Annotated in this window: 18 protein-coding genes; 12 read left to right on the top strand and 6 right to left on the bottom strand. The window is 66.9% G+C overall.

Going from position 1 to position 18,100, the window contains the following annotated elements; translation table 11 throughout:
• Both rhaI and AUL34_RS12955 read right to left on the bottom strand, forming a co-directional pair.
• Positions 1-1,290, bottom strand: coding sequence for an L-rhamnose catabolism isomerase (rhaI, locus tag AUL34_RS12960; RefSeq protein WP_061934450.1), 1,290 nt, complete (start codon positions 1,288-1,290; stop codon positions 1-3).
• 47 nt (positions 1,291-1,337) lie between these two features.
• Positions 1,338-3,425, bottom strand: coding sequence for a bifunctional rhamnulose-1-phosphate aldolase/short-chain dehydrogenase (locus AUL34_RS12955; RefSeq protein ID WP_061934448.1), 2,088 nt, complete (start codon positions 3,423-3,425; stop codon positions 1,338-1,340).
• Positions 3,426-3,623: 198 nt separating this feature from the next.
• On the opposite strand from AUL34_RS12955, the gene AUL34_RS12950 reads away from it, so the two are divergent.
• The 10 genes from AUL34_RS12950 (at position 3,624) to AUL34_RS12905 (ending at position 13,625) form a co-directional block, all read left to right on the top strand.
• Complete coding sequence (locus tag AUL34_RS12950) at positions 3,624-4,427, top strand: DeoR/GlpR family DNA-binding transcription regulator (RefSeq protein WP_061934446.1); 804 nt, start codon at positions 3,624-3,626, stop codon at positions 4,425-4,427.
• The gene (locus tag AUL34_RS12945; RefSeq protein WP_061934444.1) at positions 4,411-4,740 is read left to right on the top strand and encodes an L-rhamnose mutarotase; all 330 of its coding nucleotides are present in this window, start codon (positions 4,411-4,413) and stop codon (positions 4,738-4,740) included. Before AUL34_RS12950 ends, AUL34_RS12945 begins: the two co-directional genes overlap by 17 nt.
• Before the next feature lie 4 nt (positions 4,741-4,744).
• Positions 4,745-6,151, top strand: coding sequence for an FGGY-family carbohydrate kinase (locus AUL34_RS12940; RefSeq protein ID WP_061934442.1), 1,407 nt, complete (start codon positions 4,745-4,747; stop codon positions 6,149-6,151).
• Complete coding sequence (locus AUL34_RS12935) at positions 6,148-7,086, top strand: AraC family transcriptional regulator (RefSeq protein WP_061934440.1); 939 nt, start codon at positions 6,148-6,150, stop codon at positions 7,084-7,086. The genes AUL34_RS12940 and AUL34_RS12935 overlap by 4 nt, the downstream gene beginning before the upstream one ends.
• 109 nt (positions 7,087-7,195) lie before the next feature.
• Positions 7,196-8,281 (top strand): NAD(P)-dependent alcohol dehydrogenase, encoded by a 1,086-nt coding sequence (locus AUL34_RS12930; RefSeq protein WP_061934438.1) that lies wholly within the window; start codon positions 7,196-7,198, stop codon positions 8,279-8,281.
• A gap of 38 nt (positions 8,282-8,319) precedes the next feature.
• On the top strand, positions 8,320-9,045 hold the full coding sequence (locus AUL34_RS12925; protein WP_061934436.1) for an SDR family oxidoreductase: 726 nt from the start codon (positions 8,320-8,322) through the stop codon (positions 9,043-9,045).
• Entirely contained in the window at positions 9,035-10,543 is a 1,509-nt protein-coding gene (locus tag AUL34_RS12920) for a sugar ABC transporter ATP-binding protein (RefSeq protein ID WP_061934434.1), read from the top strand. The genes AUL34_RS12925 and AUL34_RS12920 overlap by 11 nt, the downstream gene beginning before the upstream one ends.
• Positions 10,540-11,493, top strand: a complete 954-nt coding sequence (locus AUL34_RS12915; protein WP_061934432.1) for an ABC transporter permease — start codon at positions 10,540-10,542, stop codon at positions 11,491-11,493. Before AUL34_RS12920 ends, AUL34_RS12915 begins: the two co-directional genes overlap by 4 nt.
• A 13-nt stretch (positions 11,494-11,506) precedes the next feature.
• The gene (locus tag AUL34_RS12910) at positions 11,507-12,451 is read left to right on the top strand and encodes an ABC transporter permease (protein WP_061934430.1); all 945 of its coding nucleotides are present in this window, start codon (positions 11,507-11,509) and stop codon (positions 12,449-12,451) included.
• 70 nt (positions 12,452-12,521) lie between these two features.
• Positions 12,522-13,625, top strand: a complete 1,104-nt coding sequence (locus tag AUL34_RS12905; protein WP_061934428.1) for a substrate-binding domain-containing protein — start codon at positions 12,522-12,524, stop codon at positions 13,623-13,625.
• 59 nt (positions 13,626-13,684) lie between these two features.
• On the opposite strand, the gene AUL34_RS12900 is transcribed toward AUL34_RS12905, so the two are convergent.
• The 3 genes from AUL34_RS12900 to AUL34_RS12890 all read right to left on the bottom strand — a co-directional run bounded on the left by AUL34_RS12900 (position 13,685) and on the right by AUL34_RS12890 (position 15,217).
• On the bottom strand, positions 13,685-14,428 hold the full coding sequence (locus AUL34_RS12900) for a phosphatase PAP2 family protein (RefSeq protein ID WP_156420914.1): 744 nt from the start codon (positions 14,426-14,428) through the stop codon (positions 13,685-13,687).
• 73 nt (positions 14,429-14,501) lie between these two features.
• Entirely contained in the window at positions 14,502-14,888 is a 387-nt protein-coding gene (locus AUL34_RS12895; protein WP_061934426.1) for a DUF305 domain-containing protein, read from the bottom strand.
• Positions 14,885-15,217 (bottom strand): four-helix bundle copper-binding protein, encoded by a 333-nt coding sequence (locus tag AUL34_RS12890; RefSeq protein WP_061934424.1) that lies wholly within the window; start codon positions 15,215-15,217, stop codon positions 14,885-14,887. The genes AUL34_RS12895 and AUL34_RS12890 overlap by 4 nt, the downstream gene beginning before the upstream one ends.
• Before the next feature lie 242 nt (positions 15,218-15,459).
• Here AUL34_RS12890 and AUL34_RS12885 point away from each other — a divergent pair, with 242 nt between their 5' ends.
• Together AUL34_RS12885 and AUL34_RS12880 are read left to right on the top strand one after the other, a co-directional pair.
• Complete coding sequence (locus AUL34_RS12885) at positions 15,460-16,125, top strand: sulfite oxidase-like oxidoreductase (RefSeq protein WP_061934422.1); 666 nt, start codon at positions 15,460-15,462, stop codon at positions 16,123-16,125.
• A 93-nt stretch (positions 16,126-16,218) separates the two neighbouring features.
• On the top strand, positions 16,219-17,010 hold the full coding sequence (locus tag AUL34_RS12880; protein ID WP_061934420.1) for an SDR family NAD(P)-dependent oxidoreductase: 792 nt from the start codon (positions 16,219-16,221) through the stop codon (positions 17,008-17,010).
• Between the two features lie 61 nt (positions 17,011-17,071).
• On the opposite strand, the gene AUL34_RS12875 is transcribed toward AUL34_RS12880, so the two are convergent.
• On the bottom strand, positions 17,072-17,986 hold the full coding sequence (locus tag AUL34_RS12875; RefSeq protein ID WP_061934418.1) for a D-alanyl-D-alanine carboxypeptidase family protein: 915 nt from the start codon (positions 17,984-17,986) through the stop codon (positions 17,072-17,074).
• Positions 17,987-18,100: the final 114 nt, after the last annotated feature.

The raw sequence follows: 18,100 nt of genomic DNA, 5'->3' as shown, positions 1-18,100 counted from the left end.
TCAGACGATGCCGCCGCCCGACGCACGCGCGGCCGGACGCTCGGCGGCGACGCGCGCGCGATAGCCACTCGCCCTGTACGCCGAAACCGGATCGATCGCGCCGCCTGCCTCCAGCCTCGCTCTCGCCAGGATCGGCTCCACGTCGATGCGGAAGCCGGCCTTCAGGGCCTCGGACGCCATCAGCACGTCGTTCTCGTCCTGATAGCCGCGAAGCGCCTCGCGATCGACGAGCAGCGCCTGCGCATAGGCGCGACGGATCTCGTTCGTCGAGCGGATCAGGCTTTCGATGGGATCGGTGACGTTGTGCGACTGGTCGATCATGTAGGATGGCCGGAGCGCATCCAGGCGGGCACCGGCCTCCACCAGCTCGTTGAAGACGAGAAAGAGGCGGAACGGGTCGATCGATCCGGCGTCGAGGTCGTCGTCGCCGTACTTCGAATCGTTGAAGTGGAAACCGCCGAGCTTTCCCGCGTGGATCAGGCGCGAGACGATCTGCTCGATGTTGACGTTCGGCGCATGATGCCCGAGGTCCACGAGGCAGAAGGCCTTTTCGCCGAGTTCCATCGCCGTCAGGTAGCTGGTGCCCCAGTCCGCCATGACGGTGGAATAGAAGGCCGGCTCATACATCTTGTGCTCGGAGAACACGCGCCAGTCGGCCGGAAGCTGAGAGACGATGTCCTTCATGGCGCCGAGATAGCGCTCGAAGGCGCGGCCGAGATCGCTCTGGCCCGGGAAATTCGAACCGTCCGCGATCCAGACGGTCAGGGCCTTCGAACCGATGGCCTGCCCGAGCTCCACGGTCTCGATGTTGTGCTCGACCGCCTGCGCGCGAACGGCGGCGTCGGTGTGCGACAGCGATCCGAACTTGTAGGACAAGGGCTGGTTCGGATCGTCCGGGTGGTCCTGGAAAGTGTTGGAATTCATCGCGTCGAAGCCGAGGCCGAGTTCTTCGCCTTTGGCACGCAAATCCGCCGGGTCCGCCTTGTCCCAAGGGTAATGCAGCGAGACGGCCGGAGAGGTCCGACCGAGGTCGTTGACGACGGCGCAGTCTTCGAGCTTCTCGAAGACGCCGCGCGGCTCGCCCGCTCCGGGAAAGCGGGCAAAGCGCGTGCCGCCGGTGCCCACTCCCCAGGACGGCACGGCGACGGCGAACCCGGCGACCCGCCGCACCACATCGTCGATCGACACGCCGCGGCGCGCCAGCTTCTCGCCCAGAGCGGCGTAGTCCGCCTCGTGTTCGCCCCGCAGTTTCCCGTTGGCCGTCTCGATGACGTCCCGACCGATTCGCATGGCGTGCCCTCCCGGCTGCCGGATGAAGTGCGCTGGCGAAAAGCCGGTCAGCGCGTGAAGGAAATCTGGTTGCCCGCGTCGACGTTGACGATGTTGCCGGTCGACTTGGCGGACAGGTCGCTCGCCAGGAAATAGACGGCCTCCGCGATGTCCTCGGGGAAGACCGACCGCTTCAGCAGCGAGCGGGCGCGGTAGTGTTCCTCGAGCTGATCGGTCTGCAGCTTCGACGACGCCGCACGCTGCTCGCGCCATTCGCCGCTCCAGATCTTGGAGCCGCGCAGCACGGCGTCGGGGTTCACCGTGTTGACGCGGATGCCGGCCTCCGCGCCTTCCAGCGCGAGGCAGCGGGCAAGGTGGATCTCCGCAGCCTTCGCCGTGCAGTAGGCAGACGCGCCGGCGGATGCGGCGAGACCGTTCTTGGAGGCGATGAAGACCACCGCGCCGCCGAGCTTCTGCCGCCGGAACAGGCGGAAGGCTTCGCGGGAAACCAGGAAGTAGCCGGTTGCCAGAATGTCGATGTTGCGGTTCCAGACCTCCAGCGTCGTGTCCTCGATCGGCGAGGCCGAGGCAATGCCGGCATTCGAGACGAGGATGTCGAGCCCGCCATATTCGGCGACGGCATCCGCAAAGCCCTTCTCGACCGCTGCCTCCTCCGTCACGTTGACGAGGACACCTCGCACCTGGTCGGCACCGAAGGCCTTCGACAGCTCCGACTTAGCGCCATCGAGGGATCCGGCGTCGATGTCGGCGAGCACCACGCAGGCCCCCTCGCGCAGAAGCCGCTCCGCCGTCGCCCGGCCGATGCCGCCGGCGCCGCCCGTCACGAAGGCGACGCGGCCCGCCAGCGACTTGGGCTTGGGCATGCGTTGAAGCTTGGCCTCCTCCAGAAGCCAGTATTCGATGTCGAACGCCTCCTGCTCGTCGAGGCCCTGGTAGACATCGACGCCCGATGCGCCTCGCATGACATTGATGGCGTTGACATAGAACTCACCCGCGATGCGCGCCGTGGCCTTATCCTTGGCGAACGAGATCATGCCGACGCCGGGCACCAGATAGATCACGGCGTTCGGATCGCGGATCACCGGGCTGTTGTCGTGGCGGCAGCGCTCGTAATAGGCGCGGTAGCCTTCGCGATACTCCTCGATCGACGCGTCGAGCCCGGCGAGGACGGCATCGACATCGCCCGAGAACGGCAGAACGAGCGGGCGGATCTTGGTCCGCAGGAAATGGTCGGGGCAGGACGTGCCGAGCGCGGCCAACGGCTGGAGATCGTTCGAGCCGACGAACTGGAGCACCGCGTCCGAATCGTCGAAATGGCCGATCTTGCGCTCGTTCTGGCCGATCCGCGCGCGGATCTCCGGCATCAGGCGCGCCGCGATCCGCCGCCGCTCCTCCGCCGGCAGCGGCGCAACCGCCTCGCCGCCGAAGGCCGTCTTGCCCGCGAGCTGGCCATCGAACCATTCGATCGCGCGGTTGATGATGCGAAGCGTGGTCTCGTAGCAGTCCTTCGCGCTGTGCCCCCAAGTGAACAGCCCGTGGCTTTCGAGGACGACCCCCTTGGCATTCGGATTGTCGGCTGCAAAGCGCGAAAGCTCGAGGCCGAGCTCGAACCCGGGCCGCCGCCAGCCGAGCCAACCGATCTCGTCGCCGTAGATCTCACGCGTCAGCTCGCGGCTCCGCTTCGTCGCGGCGATTGCGATCACGGCGTCCGGGTGCATGTGATCGACATGCGCATATGGGAGATAGGCGTGAAGCGAGGTGTCGATCGAGGCCGCGCGCGGGTTGAGATCGAAGGTGCAGTGGTTGAGGAGGCCGACCATCTCGTCCTCCTGCGCCACGCCCTTGTAGATCGTGCGCAGGCGCTCGAGCTTGTCCATGTAGAGAGTAGCGAAACCGTCGAGCTTCATGGTCCCGACGTCACCGCCCGAGCCCTTCACCCAGAGCACCGTGACCTCTTCGCCGGTCAGCGGATCGGCCTGCCGTACCTTGGCCGACGTGTTGCCGCCGCCGAAATTGGTGATTCGCTTGTCGGAGCCGAGGAGGTTCGACCGGTAGAGCAGGCGCTCCGGCTCGCTCATGGCGGCCGCGCGTGCATCGTCCCAACGGTTCTCCAGGAGTTTCGTCGCTGCGCTCATCGCCAACCTCGTAGGAAGATACCGTCCGCAAGATGCGTCCTCCGCCTCGGATCGGCGGCCGGACCATCGACCCAGCGCGGCACGAAGTCAACAGAAACGATCATCTCCAATCATGATGCAGCGCACAATGACGGAAGATGATCGATCGTGATTGACAGTTTGGCCTGTCCGAGCAATTCTCTGATCGGGAGGACGAGGATGCACGAACGCGAACGCCAGCGGATGATCCTGAGCGCCTTGGAAGGCCGCTCCGTGGGCACCGTTCAGCAGTTCGCCGCCCTCACCGGCGCGTCCGAGGCGACGATCCGGCGTGATATCCAGGCTCTTTCGACCGCAAGACGGCTGCGCAAGGTGCGCGGCGGCGCGGAGGCGCTTGCCTCTGCAGTCCCCGGGCTGCCGGGCGGCTCCAACCTCGCCTTGGCGCATACCGTCAACGTCGCGGAGAAACGGGCGATCGCTCGCGAGGCCGCGCGTCTGTGCGAAGAGGACGACGCCGCCATCATCAACGGCGGGTCGACGACCTTTCAGATGGTCCACTTCCTGACGGACGCGAGCCTTCAGGTGATGACCAATTCGTTTCCGATCGCCGAGCACCTGATGCAGCACTCGCGCTGCACGGTGCTCGTTCCAGCAGGGGCCGTGTATCGAGCCCAGGGTCTTATCCTGTCGCCCTTCGAGGCGGACGGCACCGCCCATTTCCGCGCGCGGCGGATGTTCATGGGCGTCCAGAGCGTCTCGCCGCTGGGCTTGGCGGAAACCGATCCGCTGATCATACAGTCCGAGCAGCGGCTGATGCGGCAGGCCGACGAGTTGGTGATCCTGGCGGACAGTTCGAAGTTCGCCAACCGTTCCAGCCTCCTGCTCGCCCCGCTGCACCGCGCTCAGGTCCTCGTCACCGACGAAGGGGTATCGGACAAGGATGCGGCCATGGTCGAAGCGGCCGGGGTTCGGTTGATCACCGTCCGGGTGGAGGGAGGAGGCGTCAATGGTCACCGGCCCTGAGGAAACGATCGCCTTCCGGATGGTGCTGCGACCGGGCCAGGCGGACGAATATCGCCGGCGCCACGATGCGCTCCCCGCAGAGCTCGCCGCTCTGCTGCGCGATGCGGGCGTGCGCGACTACTCGATCCATCTCGATCCCGAGACGCATCACCTCTTCGCCGTCCTCAAGCGCCCCGCCGATCATCGAATGGACGCCCTGCCCGGCCACGAGGTCATGCGCCGGTGGTGGGCCATGATGGCCGACATCATGGAGACGAACCCCGACGCCTCGCCGGTGGTCACGCCCCTCGAACCCATGTTCCGGATGGCCTGAGCCGATGGATCGTCCCGCTCGCCATGTCGCCGTGATCGATGTCGGCAAAACCAACGCCAAGGTGGTGCTGCACGACCTCGAAGAGCGGCGCGATCTCGCCTTCCGCTCGGTCGCCAACGAGGTGCGGCGCGACGGTCCTTATCCGCACTTCGACCTCGATCGCCTCTTCGCCTTCATCGTCGAGTCGCTCGGTCAGGTCGCCGCCGGCCATCCTCTCGATGCGATCGCCATCACCACGCATGGTGCTTCCATCGTGCTGGTGGACGACGCCGGCCTGTCGCTCCCGATGCTCGATTACGAGTTCGACATCGCAGGCCCCGAAAGCGACGCCTACGAGGCGCTGCGGCCCGACTTCACGGAGACGCAGTCGCCCCGGATGGGCCAGGGACTGAACGTCGGACGCCAGCTCCACTGGCTGCAGAGCCGGTTTCCCGACGCGTTCGCGCACACCCGCCATATCCTGACCTATCCGCAGTATTGGGCCTGGCGCCTGACGGGCGTCGCGGCGGTCGAGACCACCTCGCTCGCGTGTCACACCGATCTGTGGTCACCGCCGAGAAGCGCCTATTCCTCGCTGGTCGAACGCATGGGCTGGGCCGCGCTGTTTCCGCCGCGTCGCACGGCGTTCGAGGTGCTGGGTCCTCTTCGCCCGGAGATCGCGGCCCAGGCCGGGCTGGCCGATCGCGGCGACATTCCCGTCCTCTGCGGCATTCACGATTCCAACGCTTCGCTGCTGCCGCACCTCCTCTCGCGTCCCGCGCCCTTCGCCGTGGTCTCGACCGGAACCTGGGTCGTCAGCTTCGCGATCGGTGGGCGCGACGTCTCGCTCGATCCGGCGCTCAGCACGCTCAGCAACGCCGATGCCTTCGGGCGGCCGGTGCCGTCGGGCATCTTCATGGGGGGTCGCGAGTTCGACCTCCTGACGGGGCACGAGCCGGAGGCGCCGAGCGAGGCGACACTGCGTTCGGTCATCGAACGCGGGATCATGGCCCTGCCGGGCCAGACGCCGGGCAGCGGCCCCTTTCCCGCCGCGCGCGGCGGCTGGTCCATCGAACCGTCCACATTGTCGCGCAGCGAGCGCACGGCGGCCGCGAGTCTCTACGCGGCGCTGGCGACCTCAGAGGTCCTCCACAACATCGGGGCGGATGGTCCGACGGTGGTGGAAGGCCCGTTCGCGCGCAACGACGTTTACCTGCGCGCACTTCGCGCCTTGACCGGGCGTCCCGTCTCCGCTCCCCTCGAAGGGACCGGCACCAGCGCCGGAGCCGCCCTTCTCGCGCTCGGGGCGGACGCCTCGATCGAGCCGGCGGCGGAACGAGAGATTACCAACGCTCCCTTGCCCGGGCTCGACGCCTATCGTGATGCCTGGCTCGCCGCAGCCTACGCCCCTCGATCGAAGGAGACGGCATGACCCACGACCGTCTCGACGTCACGCCCTCCCCGTCCCCCAACGATCCCGCTCTCGAGATCATTCTGCGGGGGCCGGGCGAATCCTTCCGATGGGCGAAGCACGACTATCCCCATCATCTCGCGAAGTGGCATCGCCATCCTGAATACGAGCTTCACCTCGTGACCGCGGGCCGGGGTCGAATGATGATCGGCGACTATGTCGGCCCATTCGCGGAAGGCTGCCTCGTGCTGGCGGGTCCGAACCTTCCGCACAACTGGATCAGCGATCTTGCACCCGGCGCCAGCCTGCCGGGCCGGGACGTTCTGGTTCAATTCGATGCCGCCATCACGGATACGCTCGTGAAGGGTTTCAGCGAGTTCGCGGACCTGCAGTGTCTCCTGCGCGATGCCGCGTTCGGGGTGGAATTCACAGGGGGAACGGCCGAAGGGGCGCGCAGAAAACTTTGCGCGATGGAGCACGAGCGCGGGGCCGGACGGCTGGTTTCCTTCCTGTCTCTCCTGGCGGATCTCGCCTCGCGTCCCGAGGAGCGCCGGGTTCTGGCCCGTTGCGCGCCCTCGCTCGGATTGCACACGTCGGCCTCCCGCCGCCTGGACCGGGTGATCGCCTTCATCACCGAACGATACACGAGCGACATCTCGCTCAGCGACGCGGCGGCGATCTGCAACATGGAGGTCACAGCCTTTTCCCGTTTCTTCAAACATCAGACCGGGCATAACTTCACGTCCTACGTGAACCGACTGCGCGTGCAGCAGGCCTGCGCGCTCCTTGCGGGAAGCGACATGCCGGTCACCCAAATCTGCTACGAGGTCGGCTACAACAACACCGCGAATTTCAATCGCCAGTTCCATGCGGTGTGCCAGCAGACCCCATCCGCCTACCGCGACGAAGCGCGTCGCATTCGAAGCAGTCGTCCGGGCGAAACCCGAGCCGCCTGAAGCAAGAGCCAAGAAACTTTGCAAGGACGTCCGTTGAGGCGTCGCCTCTTCAGGTGCTGGCGCCTAGCGTCGCCCGGCACCAACAAGGGTCATGGGAGGAGATTCGGTCATGCGGGACATCGACACCCTGAAGACGAGCACGCAGGGCGACCAGCGGGCGCTGGTCCTTGAAGCCAAGGACAAGCTATCGCTTCGCGATTGTCCGGTCGATGAAACGCTCGGCGCCCACGACGTGCGGATCGCGATCCACACCGTCGGCATCTGCGGTTCCGACGTCCACTACTACACGCATGGCGCCATCGGCCCCTTTGTGGTGCGCGAGCCGATGATCCTCGGCCACGAGGCGTCCGGCATCGTCACCGAGATCGGCTCGGCCGTGACGACCCTGAAGCCCGGCGACCGGGTCTGCATGGAACCGGGCATCCCCGACCCCAACAGCCGCGCGACGCGGCTCGGCCTCTATAATCTCGACCCGGCCGTCCAGTTCTGGGCGACGCCCCCGGTGCACGGCGTGCTGCGCCCGAGCGTCGTTCATCCGGAGGCCTTCACCTTCAAGCTGCCGGACAACGTCTCCTTCGCCGCCGCGGCGATGGTAGAACCGCTGGCCGTCGGCGTGCATGCCGTCACCAAGGCCAAGGCGGCACCCGGCAACGTCGCCGTGGTGATCGGCGCCGGCCCGATCGGTCTCGTGACCGTGCTCGCCGCGCTGGCGGGCGGTTGCGCCCATGTCATCGTGTCCGACATCGACGACACCAAGCTCGATATCGCGCGCAAGCTCGGCTCGGTTTCCACCGTCAACGTCGCACGCGAGAACCTTGCGGACGCCGTCAAGGCGCGGACCGAAGGCTGGGGCGCGGATGTGATTTACGAGTGCGCCGGTTCGGAAAAGGCGATCGCCGGCATCTTCGAACCGCTCTGCCCGGGTGGCGTCGTGGTCTTCGTCGGCATCCCGCTGGCGAACCCGTCCTACGACGTGTCCGCCGCCATGCTGAAGGAAGCGCGGGTCGAGCACGTCTTCCGCTACGCGCACGTCTTCCCGCGCTGCGTGGCGATGCTCGCCTCGGGTGCGGTAGACGTCTCGCCGCTGATCACCCGCACGTTCACCTTCGACCAGAGCGTCGAGGCTTTCGAACTCGCGGCCAAGGCGCCCAAGGGCGAAGTGAAGATGCAGATCGAGATGGGTCTGGGCAACTAAAGCCCAAACCCATCCACCGCGTTTTGGGAGGGACGAGGATGGACTTCAACGGTAGGACCGCCATCGTCACCGGTGCCGGAAAAGGCATCGGCCGCCATGTGGCGACGCTGCTGAAACAGCGTGGCGCCGAGGTGGTGGCGTTGGGGCGGACCCGCGCCGACCTCGACACGCTGGCGACCGAGATCGGCTGCCGCACGATCACGGTGGATCTCGGCGACGCCGCAGCTGCACGACAGGCGGCGACCGAGGCCCTGCCCGCGGATCTTCTCGTGAATTGTGCCGGGATCAACATCCTGGAGCCATTCCTCGAGATGAAGGACGAGTCCTTCGATACGGTGCAGGCGATCAACGTTCGCGCGGCGGCGATCGTCTCCCAGGTCTTCGCCCGCGACCTCATTCGACGCTCGGCGCCCGGCGCGATCGTCAACGTCTCGTCGATCTCCTCCTTCCTCGGCTTCCGCGACCATGCCGCCTACTGCGCGTCCAAGGGAGCGCTGGACGGCCTGACGCGTGTCATGGCCAACGAGCTTGGCCCGCATCGCATCCGGGTAAACGCGGTGAACCCCGGCATCACCCTGACGGAGCTCGCCCGCGTCGCGTGGAGCGCACCGGAAAAGGGTGGCCCAATGCTGGCCCGCACGCCTGTAGGCCGCTTCGCCGAGACCGGGGACGTCGCCGAAACGATCCTGTTCCTCCTCTCGGATGCCGCCGCCATGATCCACGGCCACGCCATGCCGATCGAAGGGGGCTTCCTTGTCAATTGACGCTGCGCCCATCATCGCCCTTCGCGGCATCGAGAAGTCGTTCGGCCCGGTCTCCGTGCTCAAGGGCGTCGACTTCGACCTGCGTCCGGGCGAGGTTCATGCCCTGATGGGCGAGAACGGCGCCGGCAAGTCCACGATGATCCGCATCATGTCCGGTGCCCACCAGCCGAATGGCGGGACGGTGGAGATCGACGGCGAAGCGCGCAAGCTCGACAACCCGCGCGACGCGCAAGGCCGGGGCATCGCGGTTGTTCACCAGGAACTGCTGCTGTTCCCGGCGCTCACCGTGGCGGAGAACATCTTCGTCGGCCACGCCCCGCGAACCCAGCGCGGCACGCTCGACTGGGCCACCATGCGCCGCCGCGCTCGCGAGATCCTGGATCGCCTCGACTGTCCCGATCTCGACGTCGACGCGACCGTCTCGAGCCTGTCGGTCGCCAACCGCCAGCGTGTCGAGATCGCCCGCGCCCTGTCCAAGGACGCGCGCGCGCTGATCATGGATGAGCCGACGGCAGCGCTTGCGCAGGCCGACGTGCGCCGTCTCCTCGACGTGGTGCGCTCGCTGCGCGCCGACGGCGTCGGCATCATCTATGTCAGCCACCGCATGAACGAGATCTTCGAGATCTCCGACCGCGTGACCGTGCTGCGCGACGGCAAGACCATCGCCACGAGGGCCGTCGGGGACGTGACGGAGGCAAGCCTCGTCTCGATGATGGTCGGCCGAGACATCGACGAGCTGTTTCCGAAAGAGGACATCCCGATCGGCGAGACGGTTCTCGAGGTGCGTGGTCTGGCGCATGCCGGCAAGGTGCGCGACGTCTCCTTCTCCGTCCGCGCCGGCGAGATCCTCGGCATCGCGGGGCTCGTCGGGTCCGGCCGCACCGAGCTCGCGCAGACGATCTTCGGGGTGACGCCGGCAACGGCCGGCGAGATCCTGATCGACGGCCAGCCCGTGACGGTCGGCAGCGTGCGCGAGGCGATCGACAAGCGCATCGCCTACGTGCCCGAAGACCGCGCCCAGCACGGGCTGGTGCGTCCGCAGACGATCCGCGAGAACGTCTCGATGGCGATCCTCGACCGCCTGACGCGCCGCGCAGTGGTCGATACGTCGCGCGAGAAGGCGCTGGCCGAGGATGCCATAAAGCGCTTCGCCATCCGCGCGCGCGGGCCCGGACAGGTCGTGGCGCAGCTCTCGGGCGGCAACCAGCAGAAGGTCGTGATCGCCAAGTGGCTGGCGACCGATCCCCGTATCCTCATCCTCGACGAGCCGACGCGCGGCGTCGACGTCGGTGCCAAGACCGAGATTCACAAACTCATGAACCAGCTCGCGCGCCAGGGGCTCGCCATCATCATGATTTCGAGCGAACTGCCCGAGGTTCTCGGCATGAGCGACCGAGTGCTGGTGATGAACGGCGGCCGGATGACCGCCATCCTCGATCGCGCGGAGGCGACGCCGGACGCCGTGGGCACCGCCATGATGACGGGACACGCCGCATGAAGGGCCCGACGCTTTCGCGCCGCCTTTCGTCGTCCGGCCAGGAAATCCTCCTGGTCGTCGCGATCGTGGCGCTGTTCCTCATTGTCGGCACCCTCAATCCGCGCTTCATTTCGCAGAACAACCTGACGTCGATCTTCGTCGGCAACGCCTACATCGCGGTGGCCGCGATCGGCATGTCGATGGTGATCATCTCCGGGCATATCGACGTGTCGGTCGGTGCGCTGATCGGCGTCCTGGCCACCGTCTCCGGCATCTTGGTGACGAACGGATATCCCGTCTGGCTGTCGTGGCTGCTGCCGGTGCTGATCGGCGGCGCGGTCAACGCAGGGCTCGGCGCTCTGATCGCCTATCTCAAGGTTCCGTCGATCATCGCGACGCTGGCAATGCTCTCGATCCTGCGCGGCGGGCTTATCACCGTGACGGGCGGCGCCTGGATTTCCGGGCTGCCGCCCGCCTTCCAGCTCGCCCAGTTCCGCCTGTTCGACGTGCCCTCCCCGGTCTGGTTCATGATCGTCATGACGATCGGTTTCGCCTTCATGCTGCGCTCCACGGCGTTTGGGCGTTCGATCTATGCGGTCGGCGGCAACCCGGAAGCGGCAGAGGCGTCGGGCATCCCCTACAGGGCGACGATCGTCAAAGTCTTCGCGCTGCACGGCTTGATCGCCGGCGTCGCCGCCATTCTCTTCGCCACGCAGCTCCAGGTGATCCAATCCACCGTCCCGAACGGGCTGGAACTCATCGTCATCACCGCCTCGGTTGTCGGCGGCGTGTCGATCCTCGGCGGCATCGGAACGGTGGTGGGCTCGACGCTGGCCGCGATCCTTTTCGCGGCCATCGGCTCGTCGCTGATCTTCCTCAACGTTTCCGCCTACTGGCTGCGCGCGGTCCAGGGCATCCTCATCCTCGCGACCGTTCTTGCCGACATGGCACGGCGCGGGCGAGCCGACTGAGGAGGAGAGAACCATGACCCTTCGCTCCCTTCTCCGCCACGAGGCGATCCTCGCGCTGATCCTGGCCCTGGCGCTGGCGGTCCTCGCGATCGACAACGAGCGCTTCTTCACCGCCGCCAACCTTCTCAACCAAGGCCGTCTCCTGACCGAGGTCGGACTGATCGCGGTGGTGATGACCTTCGTCATCGTCACCGGCGGCATCGATCTCTCGGTCGGCTCGATCCTCGGCCTCTGCGCCATCCTGATCGGCGTCTTCTGGAAGACGCTCGGACTGCCGCTGCCGGTCGCGATCGTGCTCTCGATGGCTGTGGGAACGCTCGCCGGCTTCATCAACGGCCTGATCATCACGCGATTCCGCGTGCCGCCGCTGATCGCGACGCTTGCCACCCTCGCTTTGTATCGCGGCCTTGCCGAGGGCATCAGCCAGGCGCAGTCGATCCGCGGATACCCGAAGTGGTTCTTCGAGCTCGGACAGGGCAACGTCTTCGGCGTGCCGACGCAGCTATGGCTGCTGGCCGTCGTCGCCTTCGCGGGCTTCTTCATCCTGCGCTACACCGCGTTCGGGCGAGCGACCTATGCCATCGGCAACAACGAGGCAGGTGCGGCGTTCTCGGGCATCGACGTCGCGAAGACGAAGCTCTGGATCTACGCGGCGTCGGGCTTCGTGTCGGCGTTGGCGGCCGTCGTCTTCGTCAGTCGGGTTTCGACCACCCGCTCGGACATGGGGTCCGGCATCGAGCTCGACGTCATCACCGCCGTGGTGCTCGGCGGCACCTCGATCTTCGGCGGACGCGGCCTCGTGGTCGGCACGCTGCTCGGTCTCTGCCTCGTCCAGGTGCTGAAGAACGGCCTCGCCTTGTCCGGCGTGCGCGGAGACGGCACCATCGTCATCATCGGAGCCGTGCTGATCGCAGCCGTGCTCATCTCGAACTTCCTCAGCCGCTATTCCGGCGACTGAGGACGAAAGCTCCGGTCGCCATCGGCCGGGACTACGACACGCCAAACGTCATCGTGGAGGAGACAACGGCATGCGCACCCTTCTGGCATTTCTCGTCGGCACCAGCCTTCTGACCGCACCCGCCATGGCGCAGAGCGCCTGGACCGGGGGCGACGAGCTTCCCGCCAACCCCTTGGCCTGCGACGCCAGCGTCACCGCCGTGCCGCCCGGCGACTACAACGGCGGCGAGCCCACCGGCGCGCCGGACCGCAAGGGCAAGCCGCTCACCGTCGTCGATATTCCGAAGCTCGTCGGCGTCGGCTACTTCAACTCCACCGCCTCCGGCATCCAGGAAGCGGCCAAGGAACTCGGGTCGATGACCGTCACCACCGACGGCCCGACCAAGGCGAACATCGACGAGCAGATCACCTTCATCGACAACTACATCACGTCCGGCGTCGACGGCATCCTGTTCGCCGCCAACGACCCGGTCGCCATCGCACCGGTGCTCAAGCGCGCGCTGGAAGCCGGCATCAACGTCGTGGGCTACGACGCGGATGCAGAAGCCGATGCGCGCCAGTGGTTCGTGAACCAGGCCGAGCCCAACGGCGTCGCCAAGTCGATGATCGACCAGCTCGCCTCGGAGATCGGCGAGGAAGGCTCCTTCGCCATCGTCACCTCGACCTTCACCACGCCCAACCAGGCGCGCTGGATCACCGAGATGGCGGCCTATGCTGAGAAGTGCCATCCGAAGATCAAGTTCCTGGAGACGGTGGAAGCTCAGGAGGACAACATCCTGTCCTTCAATCAGGCCCAGACGCTGATCAACAAGTACGGCGACGAGTTGAAGGGCATTCTCGGCATGACCTCGGTCGCGACCCCGGCCGCGTCGGAAGCCGTGCAGCAGGGCAATCTCTGCGGCAAGGTCGCCGTGGTCGGCCTCGCGCTGCCCAACGCGATGAAGCCCTACATCAACAACGACTGCATCAAGACGACCATCCTGTGGTCCACCGTCGATCTCGGCTACGCCGCCGGCATGGCGATGCGTGCCGTTGCCGACGGCACGCTGAAGCCCGGCGACACGACCTTCAAGGCCGGCCGTCTCGGCGATCTGCAGATCGTCAATCAGAGCCAGATCCTGCTCGGCGCGCCGAAGGTCTTCACCAAGGCCGACATCAACAACTTCGACTTCTAAGGTCGAAGCCGACGGCAAGCGGCGCCGGTTCCCGAAGGGGGGCCGGCGCCGTGTTCGTATCAGGTGCTGGGCTCGACGCTGCCGCGCCGCTGCAGCCAGCGTGCCACCCACCAGCACAGGAAGGCCCAGGCGGATCCGGCGCACCAGCCGGCGAGGACGTCCGTCGGGTAGTGGACGCCGAGATACACCCGGCTCGCACCGATCATCAGCGTCAACGCGATCGCGACGCCGATGAAGTAGGCGCGCATGACGATACTCTGCTCGGCCCTTGCAAGCAGCGCCCCCAGGGTGAGGTAGGTCGCCGCGGACAGCATCGCGTGACCGCTGGGGAAGCTCAGGCTGTGGACGTCCACGAGATGCGCGACGACGTCGGGCCGCTGCCGATCGAAGCCGAGCTTCAGGAGATTCGACAGGATCATTCCGCCGAGAGCCGAAACCCCCATCAGCATCGCCGAAGCCCGCTTGCCCTTCATGAGAAGGTAGGTGATCGCCAGAACCGTCAGCAGTGCCAACACGGTGTAGCCGCCGAGTGCCGTGAGGTCGCGCATCACCGCCTCGACCCAGAACGGTCCGATCGGATCGGCCGCGTCGGCCGGGTTGCGCAGCGCCCGAAGGATCGCGTCGTCGAAGGCGTGGGTTTCCCCTTCCCTCACCTCACTCGCGATCGTCAGAAAGCCGAAGAGCGAAGCGGACACGACGCCGAGAATGAGAAGCCCGCGGACCTCGACCTTGCGCAGGATCGGGACGCGCCCGATCGCTCGGGATGACTTGGCGAGGTTGGCGGGTGCGTCGATGGGTTCCATCGGCGGCAACATATGGCGCGGCCGCGAGCCGGCGAGACGCGGACCGCGTGGATAAGCCCCGCCTCAATCGCTCCTAGCGGTTGCGGTTCGCCTCGATCCAGGCCCTGAGCTCCGCGATCTCCTTTTCCTGCGAGGAGATGACGTCGCGCGAGATGCGTGTGAGCGTCGGGTCCGTCTCGCCGCTGTCGAGATAGGCCTTCGCCATGTCGATCGCGCTCTGGTGATGCGGGATCATCATGGTGGCGAAGTCGAGGCCCGGCTTGCCGGTCATCGGCGTCTTCGCCATCGCGGTGTTCATGTCGTCCATGGCCCGCATCATGCGTTGGCTGGCCGGGCTGTTCGAGCCGTCGGCCTGGACGCCGTGCCCCATCGCACCGTGATCGACCTCCTGTGCCGCAGCGCTTCCCAGCGCCAATGCCATGGCCAGGAGAGTTGCGGCGGCGCCGCTCGCCCGGATCATCGAGCCGCCCCCATCTCGCGGCAGAGGCGCGCGCATTCGCGGCAGGCCGCGACGCATTCGTCCATGTCGCCGACGCGCTCGCAGTCGGCCGCGCAGGCGTCGCAAATCTCGGCGCAGGCGGCACAGGAATGGCGGTGCGCCTCCGATCCGGTCAGCATGATGTGCGCCGAGGCACGGCACATCTCTGAGCAGGCCGCCATCAGGCGGAAGTGCGAGGGCTCGGTATGCCGGCCGCCGGCTTCGAGGCAATGGTGCATGGCCGTGGAGAGGCATGTCCGGTAGCAGGCAAGGCAGGCGTCGATGCAGGCCTGCATGTCGTGATGGGTCATGGTGCAATCCTGTCCGGTTCGCGCAGGGATCGGCCGGGCTCGTCGCGGGAACGCCCCGCGGGCATGCCACCGGCCCGACACCGGTTCATCGAGGACAACGTGCCGTCGCGGGCCGCCATTTCAAGGTGGTTACGCGGGCGGCGGACGGAAGATCGCCCGTTCATCCCCGATCTTGCAGACTGGCCTGATTTTGCAGACGGGCGCCCCATCTTCCGCGCAGACGTTTCAACGGAGGCTTCGCCATGGCCGATGAACCCGAGGACACCCCGCCGGAGTCCAAGCTCACCCGCACCAAGCAGGAATGGGCGAGGCTCGGGCGCTTTCTGACCGGCCGGCAGGAGCGGGCGGAGAGCGACCGCCTTCCCCCCGGTCAGCACCTCGTCAAGAACTGGCCGGTGCTCGACCTCGGGCTCCAGCCGAACGTGTCGACCGAGCGCTGGCAGCTGCAGATCAACGGCGCGGTGGACGCACCCCAGATCTGGGACTGGGCTCGCTTCCAAGACCAGCCGCAGAGCGAGGAGACCACCGACATGCACTGCGTGACCACATGGTCGCGCTTCGACAACCGCTGGGCGGGCGTACTGACGCGGGATCTCATGGCCGTCGTGCGACCTCGAGACGACGCGGCCTTCGTCGTGCTCGGCTCCTACGACGGCTATACGACCAACCTGCCGCTTGCGGATTTCGCGGCGGCCGACGCGATGCTCGTGCACTCCTGGGAAGGCCGGCCGCTCACCAAGGAGCACGGCGGACCCGTGCGGCTGCTGGTGCCGCATCTCTACCTCTGGAAGAGCGCGAAATGGCTGCGTTCGATCGAGTTCCGCACCGCGGATCAGCCCGGCTACTGGGAAGTGCGCGGCTATCACGAGCGCGGCGACCCGTGGACGGAAGAGCGGTATTCCGACTGACGAGCGGGCACGCTTAGCGCTGGCCTTCCCCGCCCTGCCCGGCCCACAATCCCCATCACGAATCGGCCGGGAGGGCCGAAGGGAGATACGCTGATGGACATGGGTCTGAGGGAGAAGGTCGCGATCGTCACCGGCGGTTCGGTCGGCATCGGGCTGGCGGTGGCCGAGGGGCTCGCCGCGGAGGGTGCGAACGTCGTCCTCGCCGCGCGCGGCCGCGAGCGGGCCGAGGCGGAAGCCAGACGCATCGCGGACGCCCACGGGGTCCAAGCGCTCGGCGTCGAGGCGGATGTCTCCACCGTCGAGGGCGTCGACGCGCTCATGCGCGCCGTCGAGGAGCGGTTCGGCGGGACCGACATTCTCATCAACAACGCCGGCACCGGTTCCAACGAGACGGTGATGGATGCGCCCGACGACAAGTGGCAGGCCTACTGGGACCTCCACGTCATGGCGGCGGTTCGCCTCGCGCGCGGCGTGATCCCCCAGATGCGCCGGCGCGGCGGCGGCGTGATCCTGCACAACGCCTCGATCTGCGCGGTGCAGCCGCTGTGGTACGAGCCGATCTACAACGTCACCAAATCCGCCCTGATGATGTTCTCGAAGTGCCTGGCGACGGAAGTCGTCGGCGACAACATCCGCGTCAACTGCATCAATCCCGGCCTGATCCTGACACCCGACTGGAAGAAGACCGCGCGCCAGCTGACCGAAAATTCAGGAGGCGACTGGGAGGGCTACCTCCAGGGCGTCGCGGACGAGCACGCGCCGATCAAGCGCTTCGGCACGCCGGAGGAACTCGCGAACTTCTTCGTGTTCCTGTGCTCGGACAAGGCGACGTATTCGATCGGCTCGACATACTTCGTCGACGGCGGGATGCAGAAGGGGCTCTGAAACGTCACCGGGCGATGCGGGCGCGCATCGCCGTCGGACCATGCGACGACGGAGAGAGCTCTCAGCTGCCGGGGCCGAGATAGGTGTCGATCAGCGCCTCGACCGAGGCGTCGCGCTCGCGCCCCGTCCGGCCGCCCAGCACCACCACGATGACCCCGCGCCCGTTGCGGCGGGCGCTGGCCACGAGGTTGAAGCCCGAGGCGTTGACGTAGCCGGTCTTCATGCCGTCGACGCCCGCGACGCGGCCGAGCAGCTTGTTGGTCGCGGCATAGTGCCGGCCGCCGTATTCGAAACCCTCTGTCTTGAACAGCGCGGCATATTGCGGGAAGCGCTTCCGGATCTGCTGGCCGAGGATCGCCATGTCGCGCGCGGTCGAGATCTGCGCCTCGTCGGGCAGGCCGCTGGGGTTGGCGAAATTGGTGCGGGTCATGCCGAGCTGGCGCGCCTTGCGCGTCATCGCGAGCGCGAAGGCGTCGTCCGTGCCGCCGAGCGCCTCGGCGACCACCGAGGCGACGTCGTTGGCCGACTTCACCGCAAGCCCGGACATCGCGTCGCGCACGCGGATCGTCTCGCCGGGCCTCAGGCCGAGCTTGGACGGCGCGCGCGCGGCGGCGAAGGCCGTGACGGGCATGGCGTCGTCGAGGCCGATGCGCCTGGCCTCGATCGCCTCGAACAGGAGGTAGAGCGTCATCAGCTTGGTGAGCGAAGCGGGATGGCGCAGGCCATCGGCGTCGTCGGCATGGAGCACCCGGCCGCTGTCCATGTCCACGACAATCGAGGCCGGCATGCGCTCCGCCACGACCTCGGCGCCGACGCTCAAGGCCGGCGCCTTGGACGGGGGGATCAGCCCGGCGCGAACGTCGCTGCGCGACAGATCCATCGACTGGCACGAGGCGAGCGCGACGGACAGAAGCAGGGCGGACGCGAGGTACAGGCGCCGGACGAAGGACGAGCGGCCGAAATGATGCGACGACAAGGGCTGAAATCCGGCTGAATCCAATCTCGAAGGATCGAGTAGCACGGCAAACGTTTCGGTAAGCTTTCCGAATCGTTCGCTTCCCACACTTGCGTCTGGCAGGACGCTCGGCCG

Origin of the sequence: Aureimonas sp. AU22, assembly GCF_001463745.1 — a bacterium.
GTDB lineage: Bacteria > Pseudomonadota > Alphaproteobacteria > Rhizobiales > Rhizobiaceae > Aureimonas.
This window is presented reverse-complemented; position numbering and strand designations above follow the sequence as displayed.